At 69.3% G+C, this 13,857-nt stretch carries 12 protein-coding genes and 2 pseudogenes; 7 read left to right on the top strand and 7 right to left on the bottom strand.

What is annotated here, in order from left to right:
* Window positions 1–176: 176 nt before the first annotated feature.
* A pseudogene (locus STRTUCAR8_RS17190) lies at window positions 177–659 on the bottom strand (nitroreductase family deazaflavin-dependent oxidoreductase).
* 82 nt (window positions 660–741) lie between these two features.
* Window positions 742–1,587, bottom strand: coding sequence for an SDR family oxidoreductase (locus tag STRTUCAR8_RS17195; RefSeq protein ID WP_006377070.1), 846 nt, complete (start codon window positions 1,585–1,587; stop codon window positions 742–744).
* Window positions 1,588–1,831: 244 nt separating this feature from the next.
* Between STRTUCAR8_RS17195 and STRTUCAR8_RS17200 the strand changes: the two genes are divergently transcribed.
* Window positions 1,832–2,800: a helix-turn-helix domain-containing protein gene (locus tag STRTUCAR8_RS17200; protein ID WP_044472355.1), complete on the top strand. Its 969-nt coding sequence runs from the start codon at window positions 1,832–1,834 to the stop codon at window positions 2,798–2,800.
* 108 nt (window positions 2,801–2,908) lie between these two features.
* On the opposite strand, the gene STRTUCAR8_RS17205 is transcribed toward STRTUCAR8_RS17200, so the two are convergent.
* Together STRTUCAR8_RS17205 and STRTUCAR8_RS17210 are read right to left on the bottom strand one after the other, a co-directional pair.
* A complete protein-coding gene (locus STRTUCAR8_RS17205) occupies window positions 2,909–3,322 on the bottom strand; it encodes a PaaI family thioesterase (RefSeq protein WP_006377097.1) in 414 nt (137 codons plus the stop codon).
* A gap of 1 nt (window position 3,323) precedes the next feature.
* On the bottom strand, window positions 3,324–3,698 hold the full coding sequence (locus STRTUCAR8_RS17210; protein WP_044472361.1) for a winged helix-turn-helix transcriptional regulator: 375 nt from the start codon (window positions 3,696–3,698) through the stop codon (window positions 3,324–3,326).
* Between the two features lie 265 nt (window positions 3,699–3,963).
* On the opposite strand from STRTUCAR8_RS17210, the pseudogene STRTUCAR8_RS17215 reads away from it, so the two are divergent.
* Window positions 3,964–4,603, top strand: a pseudogene (locus STRTUCAR8_RS17215) (acyl carrier protein); the annotation flags it as partial.
* 367 nt (window positions 4,604–4,970) lie between these two features.
* Here the strand turns inward: STRTUCAR8_RS17215 and STRTUCAR8_RS17220 are convergent.
* Together STRTUCAR8_RS17220 and STRTUCAR8_RS17225 are read right to left on the bottom strand one after the other, a co-directional pair.
* A complete protein-coding gene (locus STRTUCAR8_RS17220) occupies window positions 4,971–5,186 on the bottom strand; it encodes a superinfection immunity protein (protein WP_006377062.1) in 216 nt (71 codons plus the stop codon).
* 353 nt (window positions 5,187–5,539) lie between these two features.
* Complete coding sequence (locus STRTUCAR8_RS17225) at window positions 5,540–6,145, bottom strand: dihydrofolate reductase family protein (protein ID WP_006377090.1); 606 nt, start codon at window positions 6,143–6,145, stop codon at window positions 5,540–5,542.
* Window positions 6,146–6,591: 446 nt separating this feature from the next.
* Between STRTUCAR8_RS17225 and STRTUCAR8_RS17230 the strand changes: the two genes are divergently transcribed.
* Window positions 6,592–8,229, top strand: coding sequence for a carboxylesterase/lipase family protein (locus STRTUCAR8_RS17230; protein ID WP_006377093.1), 1,638 nt, complete (start codon window positions 6,592–6,594; stop codon window positions 8,227–8,229).
* Window positions 8,230–8,787: 558 nt separating this feature from the next.
* Here the strand turns inward: STRTUCAR8_RS17230 and STRTUCAR8_RS17235 are convergent.
* A complete protein-coding gene (locus tag STRTUCAR8_RS17235) occupies window positions 8,788–9,570 on the bottom strand; it encodes an intradiol ring-cleavage dioxygenase (RefSeq protein ID WP_044472356.1) in 783 nt (260 codons plus the stop codon).
* Between the two features lie 235 nt (window positions 9,571–9,805).
* Between STRTUCAR8_RS17235 and STRTUCAR8_RS17240 the strand changes: the two genes are divergently transcribed.
* The 4 genes from STRTUCAR8_RS17240 to STRTUCAR8_RS17255 all read left to right on the top strand — a co-directional run bounded on the left by STRTUCAR8_RS17240 (window position 9,806) and on the right by STRTUCAR8_RS17255 (window position 13,699).
* The gene (locus STRTUCAR8_RS17240; RefSeq protein WP_006377063.1) at window positions 9,806–10,339 is read left to right on the top strand and encodes a 2,4'-dihydroxyacetophenone dioxygenase family protein; all 534 of its coding nucleotides are present in this window, start codon (window positions 9,806–9,808) and stop codon (window positions 10,337–10,339) included.
* A gap of 292 nt (window positions 10,340–10,631) precedes the next feature.
* Complete coding sequence (locus STRTUCAR8_RS17245; RefSeq protein ID WP_006377075.1) at window positions 10,632–11,744, top strand: 2,3-butanediol dehydrogenase; 1,113 nt, start codon at window positions 10,632–10,634, stop codon at window positions 11,742–11,744.
* Complete coding sequence (locus tag STRTUCAR8_RS17250) at window positions 11,741–12,493, top strand: SDR family NAD(P)-dependent oxidoreductase (RefSeq protein WP_006377088.1); 753 nt, start codon at window positions 11,741–11,743, stop codon at window positions 12,491–12,493. The genes STRTUCAR8_RS17245 and STRTUCAR8_RS17250 overlap by 4 nt, the downstream gene beginning before the upstream one ends.
* Window positions 12,494–12,763: 270 nt before the next feature.
* Window positions 12,764–13,699 (top strand): AraC family transcriptional regulator, encoded by a 936-nt coding sequence (locus STRTUCAR8_RS17255; protein WP_100247574.1) that lies wholly within the window; start codon window positions 12,764–12,766, stop codon window positions 13,697–13,699.
* The last annotated feature ends 158 nt before the right edge of the window (window positions 13,700–13,857 follow it).

A 13,857-nucleotide genomic window follows, 5' to 3' on the forward strand; every position in this document is an offset into this window, starting at 1 on the left:
TACTCCTTGTCGTGACGGCCGTCAGGCCGGCCGGTGGTCGTGAGGGGGCGCGGCCAACTGATGGGCCGTGCTTGGGTGGTCCGCGTGCCGCAGGCGCGGGAGACGTCGCAGGTCTGGCTTCCAAGGACGAGGGCCAGGCGGCGAAGTGATCCGCGGGCCGAACCGGCTGCGGCGGGTCAGTGCTCGTGAGTCGCCGGTTCCAGAACGAGGACCGGGATCTCACGGTCCGTGTCCTTCTGGTACGTGGCGTAGTCGGGGAACGCCTAGACGGCTCGGGCCCACCACAGGGCCTTCTCGTCCCCGGTCACCTCGCGTGCCGGCATGTCCTGGCGCACCGGGCCGTCCTGCAGCTCGACCCGGGGGTCGGCCACCGCGTTGTGGTACCAGACCGGGTGGTTGGGGGCTCCCGCCATGGAGGCGATGGCGGCGTAGGAGCCGTCGTGTTCCACCCGCATGACCGGCGTCTTGCGGATCTTGCCGCTCTTCGCGCCCAGGGTGGTCAGGATGACGACGGGCAGATTCCGGAGCCTCTCGTCCTCTTCCCGTGCGACCAGGACACTCAGCGTCGTTCCCTGCGTGCCGCCCGAGCTTTCGTACAGATCCACCTGGTCACGCACAAACTGCGCCTTGCTCGGCTCGTACTCGCCTTTGAGGGGCATGGTGACTCTCTCCGTGCTGTCGAAAACGTACCTGGCGCGTCCTGCGCACCGGCCGGGGCGTGCGGGCGTGGGAGTGTGGTGCTCAGGCGTGGGTGTCGTCGTGGGCGAGGCTGTCGCCCAGTTCGCGGGAGGCTTCTGCCTGGGCGAGGAGCTCCTTCGCCTTGGCCTCGGCTGCCTCGATGGCGTCCGCGCCGGCGACGAAGCGTTGCAGGGGCTTGTCCTGGCCGGCGACGCTGAGCAGGGCGCGGGCGAGCTTGGCGGGGTCGCCCGGCTGCTTGCCGTTCATGCTCTTCATGCCCTCGATCCTCGGGGCGGTGCGCGGGGCGTAGTCGTCGAGGGACAGTTCCGGCCAGTTGGTGGAGCCGTCCACGAGGAGTTCGGTGCGGAAGTAACCGGGCTCCACGATCGTGGTGTGGATGTCGTACGGCTCGACGTCGTAGCGCAGGGACTCCATCCAGCCCTCTTCCGCGAACTTGGAGGCGGCGTAGGCGGAGGTGAACTCCATGCCGACCAGGCCGGCGGTCGAGGTGATGGTGATGACGTGGCCGGCACGCTGCCTGCGCATGATGGGCAGGACGGCGCGGGTGACGTTCATCGGGCCGAAGAGGTTGGTCTCGAACTGCCGGCGCATCTGCGCGGGAGAGATCTCCTCGAAGTAGCCGGTGAACAGGTTCCCGGCGTTGTTGATCAGGACGTCGATACGGCCGAAGCGGTCGACGGCTGCCTGTGCGGCGGCCTCGGCGTCCTCCAGGCTGGTGACGTCCAGCTTGGTGACCAGCAGATCGTCCTGCGGCCCGCCCAGGGTCTTCTCGACCTCTTCGGGGCGGCGGCCGGTGGCGACGACCTGATGGCCGACGGCGAGGGCCTCGCGGGCGATGTCCGTGCCCAGACCGCGTCCGGCACCGGTGACGAGAATGACCTTGCTCATGGGGTTTCCTTTCAGGCGCCGTGATCCGGCACCCGCTGTGTGCGGGGGTGATCCGTGCAGCAACGGCAGCACCGCGGTGGGAACCGGGACCGGCGGCACGAGCGGCGTCCGCCTGGACGGTTCACACCGCCGTGGGCGGTGCACCACCAACAGAACCGGCTGTCACGCGACGGTGGGAGTCCCTGATGAGGGGGTCACTCACAGGGACCCCCAACCCGGCGGACGCGCTCGTAGAGTGAAGGGCATGGCAGGCAGAAACGACCCAAACGACCCAAACGGCGCAAACCGCGATATCCGCGATGATTTCCGCGCGGAGATCCGGGAATTCCTGGGCACGCGACGGGCCAAGGTCACCCCCGAGCAGGCCGGGCTGCCCCTGTACGGCGGAGAGCGCCGACGGGTCACCGGGCTGCGCCGCGAGGAGGTCGCCCTTCTCGCGGGCATCTCCAGCGAGTACTACACCCGGCTGGAGCGTGGCAACGCCACCGGCGTCTCCGAGAGCGTCATCGAAGGCATCGCACAAGCGCTTCAGCTCGACGAGGCCGAGCGCACGCACCTCCTCGACCTCCTGCGCGGCGCCGGCACCACCCGCCCGCCACGCCGCCGACCGGCCCAGCAGCGCGTACGACCCGCCGTGCAGCGTGTCCTCGACTCGATGGCCGGCACACCCGCGTTCATCCTCGGCGGACGCGGGGACATCCTGGCCACCAACTACCTCGGGCGCGCCCTGTTCTCCCCCGTCTACGCCGACCCGGTACGGCCGCCGAACAACGCCCGGTTCGTCTTCCTCAGCCCACACGCGACCGCGTTCTTCCGGCACTGGGACGAAGTCGCCAATGACACGGTCGCCATGCTGCGAGCCGAAGCAGGCCGCGACCTCTACGACCGGCGGCTGACAGACCTGATCGGCGAACTGTCCACCCGCAGCGAGGAGTTCCGTCACCGCTGGGCCGCCCACAACGTCCGGATGCACACCACCGGCGTGAAGCTCCTCCATCACCCGGTCGTCGGCGACCTCGACCTGCCCTTCGAAACCTTTCCGCTCCCCGGCGGCCCCAGCCAGTTCCTCCTCACCTACACCCCCGAGCCCGACTCGCGCTCGCAGGACGCCCTGAACCTGCTGGCCAGCTGGGCGGCGACCAACGACGACATCGAGCGGTCCGCGCAGACCAGCGACTCCCAGCCCGCCGACTCGGGCGAGACGCCCGACTGACCGACGGCGGGCCATGCGAGTTACTCGCCGTCCCGCCCGGCCACGTGGGGATCGGGGAGCCGGGGACGTGCCGTCGCTGACAGCCCGGCCCCGGTCCACTCGTGACGGTCAGGGAATCGCGACGGTCCCCTGCGCCACCGCGCACAGTTTCTCCGCCCCCTCGCCGTCCACGACCACCAGGTCGCAGCGGCACACGACGCGGGAGCGGCCCGCCCGCACCACCCAGGCGTGCGCGCGCAGCAGTTCGCCCTCGGCGGGACGCAGGTAGTCGATGGAGAAGCCGGCGGTGAGCAGCCGCGCGCCGGCGACGGTGGCGGCCGCGATCGTCAGCGTGTTGTCCGCCGCGTAGGCGAGTACACCGCCGTGGAGGAAGCCGTTCTGCTGGCGCAGGTCGTCACGGATGTCCACCTCCAGCCTCGCCTCGCCCTCGCCGAAGGCCGTGAGGCGGGCACCGAGCAGTGCGCTGAACGGCTGGCTCGCCAGGATCTTCTGTGCCAGGGCCAGGTCCGGAGCATCGGTCACGTCACACCTCGTCCTCGGTGGTCACCCGGGGGGCGGCGGCCCGCTCCGGGAGGGTGGTGGCCCAGTCCTCGGCCCAGCGGGTGAGCGGGAGGAGGGCCCGGCAGGCGTCCTCACCCAGGGCGGTGAGGACGTAGTCGCTGTTGTCCCGTTGGGCGACGAGACCCGCCTCGACCAGTTCGACGAGGCGCTGGCGCAGGACGCTGGAGGACATGCCGTCGCAACGCTGCTGCAGAGGGCGAAAGCCGGTGCGGCCCTGGTGCAGTTCCCAGATGACGCGCAGGCTCCAGCGCCGCCCGAACAGGTCGAGCGCCGCCATGATCGGACGACCGGTGGTGGAGCCGCGGACCGGGTGCCCCGGTCGGGGTGTCTCTGTCATGTCGCCGACCGCCTCCACCCTGTCGCTTCGATTTCCGAAACGTTAGCATGACATGAGTGTCCGATTCGGAAACAGAAGCGCGGGGTGAGAAGCGACCACTCGTACCGATCCCGCGTCCGCGCCCTATCCCGAGTTCGCCCGCGAGCGGCTGGAACGTCTCTCGTTGCCGACCGGCGACCCGCTTGTCCTGTTCACGACCCTGGCCACGGACCGAAGACTCTTCGAGCGGTTCTTCGGCGGCGGTCTGCCGGACCGCGGGCACCGCACCCTCAGACAGCGCGGCGACCTGGGAGGCCTGCGCCCGGACGACCGGCTCGAACACCTGGGACGCATCGACAGCCAGGTCAAGATCCGCGACTTCCGGATCGAACTGGACGAGATCCGCTCGGTGCTGTTGGAAGACCCGGATGTCCGGGCGGCGGCCGTGGTCGTGCGGCGCGACGACCCGGACGACGCGGCCACCGCCCGGATCGACGCCTACGTGGTCCTCTCGGGCGGCGATCCGGCGGCGGTCCGCAAGCGGGCCGCAGGCATCCTCCCCGACTACATGCTCCCCACCGCGGTGACCGCCATGGACACGCCGCCACTGACAGCCAGCGGCAAACTCGACATGGCCCGGCTCCCCGCACCCACAGCGCCCGCCGCGCCGGCCCCGGGCGCCGAGCCGGTCACTGCCGAGGACGAACTCACCGACCGGCTGCGCCAGATCTGGGACGAGGTACTCGGCACGCCTGTCGGCCCGGACGACGACTTCCTCGAACTGGGCTGCGACTCGCAACTCCCTGTTCGCAGTCCGTATCGGGGCTGTCATGCGCGCCCAGGGCCTGCCGTCGTCAAGGGGGCGGGAGCTGTACCGCCACCCCACCATCCGCGACACGGTCAGGAGCCTCGGTGCCGCGACCTGAGCGGGCCGGAGGCCCTGATCAATGAGCAGGGGCGTCGGCCCACCAGGTCCACCCCGGCGATGTGACATCTCGTGACAGATGAGAGGGCCGGGCGGGGGAGTGAGCCACCGGTACACAGCCCTCCGTCGCCGGGCTCCCGGCCGTGCTCGCTTTGGCCGGCGGCCAGATCGCCACTGCGGTCGTGGGGCGCCGTGGCTTCAGGGGGTTGCACGATGCTGATCACCCTTGGCCCCTGGCTCGTGGGCAGGGCGATGGACCAGTCTGCGTCCTTTGCGCACCGCGCCGAGTCGTCCGCCTTTCTCCTCCCGATCGGAGAGGCCGGCGATTGGCTGCGGCGAGGCTGGAAGGCCAACCCTGCGCGGGCTCGTCAGGCGAGCCTCTCCGCCGAGTTTCTGGCCTTCTTCGGCGTACGGGTCGCCATGTAGAAGGCCACGCCCCACCCGATGATCGATCCGCCGAGGAACACGTTGATGACGAGGATCAGCCACCGGTCCTTCGCGCCCCGAGCGAACGCCATGTACGACGGCAGCAGGTAGAGCACGGCAAGGGCCACTATGACCACCAGGGTCAGCAAGCTGTTCACGGTGCGCTCCACAGATTGATCTTCGGATTGGCGTCGTACTCTGTCCCGGGGTGGGGGACCCCAGCCCGATTTCGCCTCTGCCGCTTGGCGTTGGACTCCCCACTGAAGACGATCGTCCAGGTCCGTCGGTTGCGTCCCGGGGAACGTTTTCCAGTTGCTGCTTTGCCTTGGCGGCCAGATCGTTGACAACGCCGCCGACGGCCTACGTCACCTCGCTGCGGAAGGTGACCTGAGTGAACCAGTTGCTCCCCGTCTCCTTCGGATGACTTGACCGGGACGGGTTCGACCTCGAAGTCGTCGGCGTCGTTCTCCAGGTGGGTGGCGTAGTCCTGGGCGCGTGTTGCGGAGTTCTCCTAGTAACTGTCGTAGCTGGGCCTGCCGTTCGGCCGGTAGACGCCGACGACTGTGCCGCCCTTCGTCGTCGAGACGCTGACCGGCTCCAGCGCGGTGGGGATCGCTCCGTCGGCGAACAGCCGTTTGCCGGTGCCGATGATCACCGGATGGATGGTCAGCCGGTACTCGTCGACGAGGTCGTGCCGCATGAGGGTCTGGGCGAGGTCGCCGCTGCCGACGACGTTGATGTTGCCGCCGCCGGACGCTTTGACGGTGCGCACGGCATCGGCGATGTCGCCCTCCAGCAGCGTGGAGTTCTGCCATTCGACGGACGTCAGGGTTCGGGACGCCACGTACTTGTGCATGCTGTTCATCCGCTGGGTGAACGGGTTGTCGGGGTCAGCGGTCGGCCAGTACGACGCGAAGATCTCGTACGTCTTGCGGCCGAGCAGCATCGCGTCGGAAGGCTCGTACCAACCGGAGATGGCCGCGCCCACCTCGTCGTCGGACACCGGTTTCTGCCAGCCGCCGTACTCGAAGCCGCTCTCCGCGTCCTCGTCCGGACCACCCGGTGCCTGCATGACGCCGTCCAGCGTCAGAAACGTGCAAATGATGATCTTGCGCATGGTGCGCTCCCTTCGTCGATGGGTAGACGGCACGACCGCCGAAAACTCATCGGGAAAGCTTCCGCGAAAAAGCTTCGGCGGCCCGGCAGCCTCCCCGACGCCGCCCCATCCGTGTAGGTCGCACCCACCGCAGAGGCGTGGTCGGCATCTCTGCGTACACGGCCCGTCCGCACGCCGGTGCCCGACCGTCAGCGACGTCTCGACCCCCGTCTCCGCGCACTGGCGTGAAACGTTCGCAGAGCCTGATCCGAAAGCGGGGCAATGCTCCGAACGCCTCGGCTGCGGCCCCAGGTGCGGGGAGACTCATACGCAACGGACGGTCTCTCGTGCCTCGTCACTCACCGTCTCGAAGCGGCAAGCCAAGAGCACAAATTGAAACGTTACAAAACGTGTGTGAGGACTCGGCCGGGACTTCGGCGGCTGCGTTCTCCGAAGGAGGAGGTCTGATGGTGGGCTCGGAACTGAACCGCAGGGCGGTGATCGGCAGTTCGCTGTCCGCGGTCGCCGCGATGAGCATGCCCGTCCCGGCGTATGCGCGACCCGCTGGGAGCACGGTCATGGCGGCAACCTGTTACGGCAAGGTACGGGGGAGGCGCGAGGACGGCATCGCCAAGTTTCTCGGCGTGCCCTATGCCACGCCGCCGCTCGGCGAACTCCGGTTCAAAGCGCCGAAGCCGCCCGAGAGGTGGTCCGGCGTACGCGACGCGGTGAGGTTTCCCAACCCCGCGTTCCAGGTAGCGGGTGGGGAGATGGGGCCGGGCGGCAACGGCCGGATGCCGGCTCCCTCCGAGGACTGCCTGTACCTCAACATCTGGACCCCGGCCGCCGACGGCCGTCGGCGGCCGGTGATGTTCTACAACCACGGCGGCGGCTACATGATCGGCTCCGGCTCCGCCACCGGACAGGACGGCAGCCATCTGGCGCGGCTCTACGACGTGGTGGTGGTCGAGTCCAACCACCGGCTGGGCCTGCTGGGTTACCTGTTCCTGGGTGATCTCGCCGACGGCGACCACGCGGCCAACCAGGGGATGCTGGACATTCTCGCCGCGCTGCGCTGGACCAGCGAGAACATCGAGAACTTCGGCGGCGACCCCGACAACATCATGGTCTGGGGCGAGAGCGGCGGCGGCGCCAAGACCGCGGCTGTCCACACCATGCCGGCCGCCGCGCCACTGTTCCACAAGGCGTCGATCGAAAGCGCCGCGCCACTGCGCTTCCCCACCCGCGACGGTGCCACCGCCCGGGCCAGGCGCACACTGGAGTTACTGGGACTGACCACGACGGACATTCCCCGGCTCCATGACATTCCGGTCGCGAGGCTGCTGGAGATCCAGCAGTCCGAAGCCGCGAACGGCGTCCCTCCGTGGGGTGAGCCCGCCCCGCTCCCCGGCTTCGGGGCCTTCGTCGACGGCACCGTCATCCCGCGGCACCCCTTCGCCGACGGCGCCGCTCCCTTCTCGGCCGACAAGCCGCTGATGTGCGGCACCTGCCGCGACGAGACGGTGTTCTTCAGTCTTTTCGGGCCACGCGACATCTTCAGCATCGACGAGGCCGGACTGCGTTCCCGGCTGAGCGGCACATATCAGGGCACCGACCTCGACCGGATCATCCGGACCTTCCAGGCGACGAGGCCCGGCGCGACGCCGGCACAGCTCTACTTCGCGATCACCACCTCGCCCATCTGGCGCGACGCGATCAAGATCGCGGAGGCCAAACAGGCACAGCACGCCGCGCCCGTGTTCATGTACCAGCTCGCCTACCCGAGCCCGACCCTGGTGCCCGGCACCGATTTCCCCATCGGCTCACCGCACGCCTCGGACATCAACCTCAAATTCGCCAACACCGACAAGAACCCCGACTACATCCTCAACGTGGATCAGTCGCCGGAACGGCTGGCGACCGCACGGCACATGAGCGAACTGTGGGCGGGCTTCGCCCACACGGGCCGCCCCACGGCGACGGGCGTGCCGAGGTGGCCCGCCTACACGCTGACCGACCGTGCCACGATGTGGCTCGACGCCAGGTGCCGCATCGTGTCCGATCCGGACAGGAACGAAAGACTGTTCTGGGAGAACCGGAACTGAGCCTGACGGTCAACCGGCTTCGGCGTATGACGATCCGTCAGGTCGGGGAAGGGTTCACGTCGCCGCGCGGGGCGCCTCAACCAGCTGTACATCACCGATGCCGGCCTCGACGCGCCCCACGACGCGAAACTCCAGCGCGCGACCATCAGCCTCGGCCGCCTGCTCACGCACCCGCGTCCCGAGCACCGCTGAACTGCGGCCACCTGAACGCCGGCCGGCTCGACACTGACCCTTGGTGTCAGTGTCGAGCACGTAGGTGCCGCGGCCTTCGCCTCCTGGGACGCCACCGCGACTGGACCGTTACGGCCGGGGTGAACCAGGTGGTGGTGTACCAGGTGCAGCTCGCCGGCACCGCGCACGACGTTCCTGCCGCAGCCGTCCTCGACCTGTCCGGGGAGGGACTGATGCGGCCCCTCCCTGGACGGATTCCACAGGACCCGCGGAGCAACTCATGGAGAAGACCGCGGCACCCTCGAAGCCGGCCGACGTCCGGTGGTCACTGTGTCGCCTTGGCGGACACTTCCCCATGTGACGGGTTGTGCGGCGGTGCCGACGGCGTCAGCCGGTCTCCACTCCGACGGTCAGTGTCGCCGCGTATCCCGCCGAGGTGGAACTCCCCAGCGCGGTGAGGGTGAGGAGGCCGGAGGCGGCACCTCCTCCGTCGTAGATGGAGTCCTGGGTGAGGGTGGTACGGGGGACGGTGTTGACCGCGTAGGTCGAGAGCGCGGCCACGCGGCGGGTGATCGTTTCCTGGAAGTACAGCTGGCCGGTGTGGAGTTCCCGGCCGCCGGTGAACGAGCCGTTCGGGGTGAGGGTGACGTTCGTGTGCACCTTGAGGTGGATGTGGACGCAGCGGCCCCGGTACCAGCCGGGGTACACGGTGGTGATGTTCGCGACGCCACTGGCGTCCGTCAGAACACCACCTCGCAGGAACGTGCCGTTGTCGGGTTCGTTGTGGCCGTTCTCGCCGACGAAGCCGGAGTACTCGCCGAGCGCGTCGCAGTGCCACAGCTCGACCAGGGCGTTCTTGAGGGGCGCACAGGTGTCGTCGTCGACGACTGTGAGGGTGAGCTTGAGGGGGATGCCGGTCTTGTTCTCGTGGATGTCGGCGCGGACGTACTGGCCGTCGAGGTAGTAGGGCCCTTCCGTCATCTCCCTCGTAAGGGTGCAGACGGCTGTGGCGGCGACGGGGGCGGCGTCACCGGCCTGGGCGGGTGTGGGGGAGGTGGGGGTTCCGGGGGTGGCTGCGGTCACGGCCAGAGCGGCGGCGGTGGCACCCGTGGCGATGAGCACGGTGCGGCGACCGATCTGAGTGGGCAACGTTTCCCGTTTCTCTGTCATGGACACGGGAAGATAGTGGAGAAGTGGGGAAGCGTGTGCAGGTTCAGGGACGCGACAAAGTTTCAAGTCGGTTATTGGACAAGGGAGTTGCTGTCCTCTGCGGCTGCCGGCGGGACCATGTGGCTGCGAAGCGGGCATGTCCCGAACAGGCAATCCGCGATGTCTCCCAGAGGGAAGACCCGCCACCCGCGTTCGGGTTCACTGTCGGTCGCCCCTGAGGAAATGGAGCCGAGACATGCCCGAGGAAGCCAGTTCCGAATTCTGGAAGGGCCTCAAGCCCATCCAGGACTCCCTCAAGCCTGACGCGCAGCCGGAGGTCTACCTGTCCCAGGTGGCCACCGACGACGACCGGTACTACGCACCACTGAGCGAGACCGTCGGCTCGCGGCCACTGTGGATCAACGTCAAGGACAACTCCTGGGCCGACATCCTGCGCGCCAAGGAGGCCGGACTCGTCAACCGGCACTACCACCCGCACGAGGTGTTCGCCTACACGATCTCCGGAAAGTGGGGGTATCTGGAACGGCCCTGGACCGCGGAGGCCGGAGACTTCGTCTACGAGTCGCCGGGCGAGGGACACACGCTGGTGGCCTACGAGAGCGACGAGCCGATGAAGGCGTTCTTCATCGTCAAGGGGCCGCTGATCTGGCTGGACGAGAACGGTGAGACCGTCGGCTACTTCGACGTCCACGACTACATCGAGCTGTGCCGAACGCACTACGAGAAGGTCGGCATCGGCGCCGACTACATCAACTCGCTCTTCCGGTGACCCCGGTGACCCCGGTGCATTCGGTGCTTCCGCGTGCCGGCGTTCCGACGCCCCGTATCAGTAGCTTCCCCCTGTGCACGGCCACGTCCCCTGCCGAGACGGCGCCTGGCGGGGTGCGGTTCATCTCCTCCGGCGGCGTGACCGCCGTCGAGTCGTGGGCCGGTCTCGGCTCGCTGAACTCCGTACCGGGAGAGCCTGATCGCCGGGTTGCACATGCTGAGGCCCTGCTTTCGAGCGCGGTCGTGGCGGAGGCGGTCGGACCAGAGCCCGCGGTCCGGCCCGGGACGGTCGCGTGAAAGCCGCCGTCTGGTACGGAGCCAGGGACGTCCGCATCGCCGACGTGGACGTCCCCGAAGCCCGGATGGGCGAGGTGCTCATCGAGGTTGCCTACTGCGGTATCTGCGGCAGTGACCTGCACGAGTACGCCGACGGGCCGCACGCCATCCCGGTCGCCGAGCCCCATCCGGCTTCCGGCGCCACGGCTCCACTCGTCCTCGGCCATGAGTTCTGCGGGACGGTGGCGGCCCTCGGGCCGTCTGTGGCCGGCCTCGCCGTCGGCGACCGAGTGGCGATCGAGCCGAACTACCGATGCGGGGCATGCCCGCGCTGCCGGGCCGGTGAGTACAACATCTGCCGTCACTTCGGGTTCGCCGGACTGATGGGGAACGGAGGCATGGCCGAGTACGCCGCCATCCCCGCCTACATGGCCCACCGCCTCCCCGAGACCGTGTCCCTGGAGCAGGCCGCGCTCTTCGAACCGGCCTCGGTCGCCCTGCACGCGCTGCGTCGCGCCGGGACCACACCCGAGACGGTGGCCGTCGTCGGCCTGGGACCGGTCGGCCTGTTCACCGTCCTGCTCGCCGCGGAACGCAAGGTGCGGCGGATCGTCGCCGTCGACATGTCCCCTGCCCGTCTGGAACTCGCGGCCGGTCTTGGCGCCACGGATCTGATCGACGCCGGCGGGCGAGAGGACGTCGGGAAACGGATCCATGAGCTGACCGGCGGGGAGGGCGTCGACGCCGCGTTCGAGGTGGTCGGATCCGGGACCGCCCTGCGAACCTGCCTGGCCGCGACGCGGCGCGGCGGCCGGGTCGTCCTCGTCGGCCTGGCACAGGAGGTGACCCTGGACGCCTTCGCGCTGGTCAACAACGAGCAGTCGATCGTCGCCAGTGTCGGCTACCGCGACACCTACCCGGAACTCATCCGCCTCGTCGCGGAGCAGGGCCTGGACCTGACACCGGTCGTCACCTCGACCATCGACCTCGACGACCTCGTCTCCCACGGATTCGAGGCGCTGTCGGACGGCCCGGGCAATCAGGTCAAGGTCCTGGTCGCTCCGGCGCCACACCGCACCCGGGCGCCGGTGCCCTGTCCACCCGCCGACCGAACGGAATCGCGAAGATGACCAGCGGATTCGCGGAGCCCACCGGACTCGCCCCCGACGCGTTCGCCGGCCAGAGCGTCCTGGTGACCGGGGGAACCTCCGGCATCGGCGCGGCCACCGCCGATCTGCTCGCGAACCTGGGAGCCGAGGTCTACGCCCTGGGCCTGCCCCCGGCCGACAGCGACGAACTGCCCCGTCACGAGCGGGTCGACATCGTGGAGCAGGACGTCACGGACCGGGGTGCCCTCATCGGCCGTATCGAGGCGTACGACCGTATCGACCACCTCGTCGCGTGCGCCGGCATCAGCCGGGACCGCGACGAATACGACCTCGGACGATGGGACCAGGTGCTGGAGGTCAACCTCACCTCGGCCATGGTCGCCTGCCAGGCGGCACGCCCGCTTCTCGCACGCCGGGGCGGCAGCATCGTCACCGTCTCGTCGATGTTCGGTTTCTTCGGCAGCCGGGACCGGCCGGCCTACAGCGCCAGCAAGGGTGGTATCTCCCAGCTGACCCGGTCACTGGCGGCCGAGTACGCCGCCGAGGGTATCCGCGTGAACGCGGTGGCGCCGGGCTTCGTCACCACGCCGCTGGCCCGCGGCGTGCTCGACGACCAGGAGGCCGCCCAAGGGGTGCTCTCGCGCGTCCCGCTCGGACGGTTCGGCCGACCCCGGGAGATCGCGACGGCGATCGCCTTCCCGTGCTCGCCGGCCGCCTCCTACGTCAACGGCGCGGTCCTCCCGGTCGACGGCGGCTACCTGACCGTCTGACACCGCCGGGTGGGTGCGCCGCCGGGCTTTCGGCCGGACCCGTGACGCTGTCTGCGGCACGGGGTACGCTCGTGGCCCGGCGAGGGGTCAGACACCGTGGGCCACTCCCGCGTCAGAGCCCGCGACACGGCCGCACGATCGCTCGTCCTCCTGCCGGTGGCTGGACTTGACTCACGTTCGCGGTGGCCGACTCGGGGTCGGCGCGTCACACCGACTACGGCCGCACGGGTTGGAAAGGACACTCAGTTGGGCCGACCTGTCGTCTCGCGCGTGTCCACGCAGTCGGTCGATCCGGAGGACCGGATCGACTTCTGGGAGGAGTACAACCGGCGGGCCCTGGTGGGCCTGTCCTGCTCCTCCTACTCCCAGCAGGGTCTGCTGGCGACGCAGACGAACGTCGAGCTGGGTGGCCTGCGACTGGCCGACATAGCCGGCAACGAACACGTCATAGAACGGACTCCGCGAACCTGTCAGGCGCTGCCGAAGGACTCGGTCTTAGTCTCGTTGCTGACGGCCGGCCAGGGGGTGTTCTTCCACGAGGGCGGCTGCCTCACCCCGCAGACGGGCGACCTGATCCTCTACGACACACGGCGGTCGTACCTGTTCGGATTCCCCTCACCCATGCGCCAGTTGCTGGTGGACATCCCCCGCGACGTGTTCGCCACGCTGTGCGCCTCCGGCGAGGTGTCGGCGCCCATGCTGTTCGGCCGCGGATCCGCGGCCGAGGGCGCGCTGGTGTCGGCGCTGGGAGCGGTCCTGGGCGACTGGGCCGAGGGCCACGGGAGCGACGACGGGGCGAGCACCGAGGCCATCGTGCTGGACATCGTCCGCACGCTGGCCGCGCCGAGACTGGGTGGCGCTTCCGCGACACCCGCCGCGATCTCCCAACTCGCCGTGGCCAAGGACTACATGGACCGGCATCTGACCGACCCCGGGCTGAGCGCGGGGCGGGTCGCCGAGGCGATCGGAGTGTCGGCCCGTCACCTCAGTCGCATCTTCCAGGCGACCGGTGTGAGCCCCTCCCGTCACATCCTCGAACAGCGGCTGGCCAAGGCCCACGAGCAGCTCGCCGACGCCGGCTCCCGTCACCTGACGGTCGCGGAAGTCGCCCATCGCTGGGGCTTTGCCAGCCAGGCCCATTTCACCCGGGTCTTCCGGAGCCGTTTCGGCCGGACGCCTGGTGAGACGCGCCCGCTCCGTGCCTGAAGGCTGTGCCTACGGCGCGTTCGGCGCCGTTCAGCATGCCTTCGGCCTCGGAGCCGGTGCCGTGCGCGCGCCCGGGCTCCCGAGTGGGACTGCGGGAGTGGGTCGAATCGCCCGCCCGGCCGGCTCGGTCGTCACCCCTGCCTGCTGGGACGGCCAAG

Origin of the sequence: Streptomyces turgidiscabies Car8, assembly GCF_000331005.1 — a bacterium.
GTDB classification, from domain to species: domain Bacteria; phylum Actinomycetota; class Actinomycetes; order Streptomycetales; family Streptomycetaceae; genus Streptomyces; species Streptomyces turgidiscabies.

What these genes read in the sequence shown, in the direction of transcription:
- STRTUCAR8_RS17195 (WP_006377070.1), bottom strand. Translation starts at nt 1,587, where the DNA reads ATGAGCAAGGTCATTCTCGTCACCGGTGCCGGACGCGGTCTGGGCACG.
- STRTUCAR8_RS17210 (WP_044472361.1), bottom strand. Translation starts at nt 3,698, where the DNA reads ATGACAGAGACACCCCGACCGGGGCACCCGGTCCGCGGCTCCACCACC.
- STRTUCAR8_RS17230 (WP_006377093.1), top strand. Translation starts at nt 6,592, where the DNA reads ATGGTGGGCTCGGAACTGAACCGCAGGGCGGTGATCGGCAGTTCGCTG.
- STRTUCAR8_RS17225 (WP_006377090.1), bottom strand. Translation starts at nt 6,145, where the DNA reads ATGCGCAAGATCATCATTTGCACGTTTCTGACGCTGGACGGCGTCATG.
- STRTUCAR8_RS17200 (WP_044472355.1), top strand. Translation starts at nt 1,832, where the DNA reads ATGGCAGGCAGAAACGACCCAAACGACCCAAACGGCGCAAACCGCGAT.
- STRTUCAR8_RS17240 (WP_006377063.1), top strand. Translation starts at nt 9,806, where the DNA reads ATGCCCGAGGAAGCCAGTTCCGAATTCTGGAAGGGCCTCAAGCCCATC.
- STRTUCAR8_RS17235 (WP_044472356.1), bottom strand. Translation starts at nt 9,570, where the DNA reads ATGACAGAGAAACGGGAAACGTTGCCCACTCAGATCGGTCGCCGCACC.
- STRTUCAR8_RS17250 (WP_006377088.1), top strand. Translation starts at nt 11,741, where the DNA reads ATGACCAGCGGATTCGCGGAGCCCACCGGACTCGCCCCCGACGCGTTC.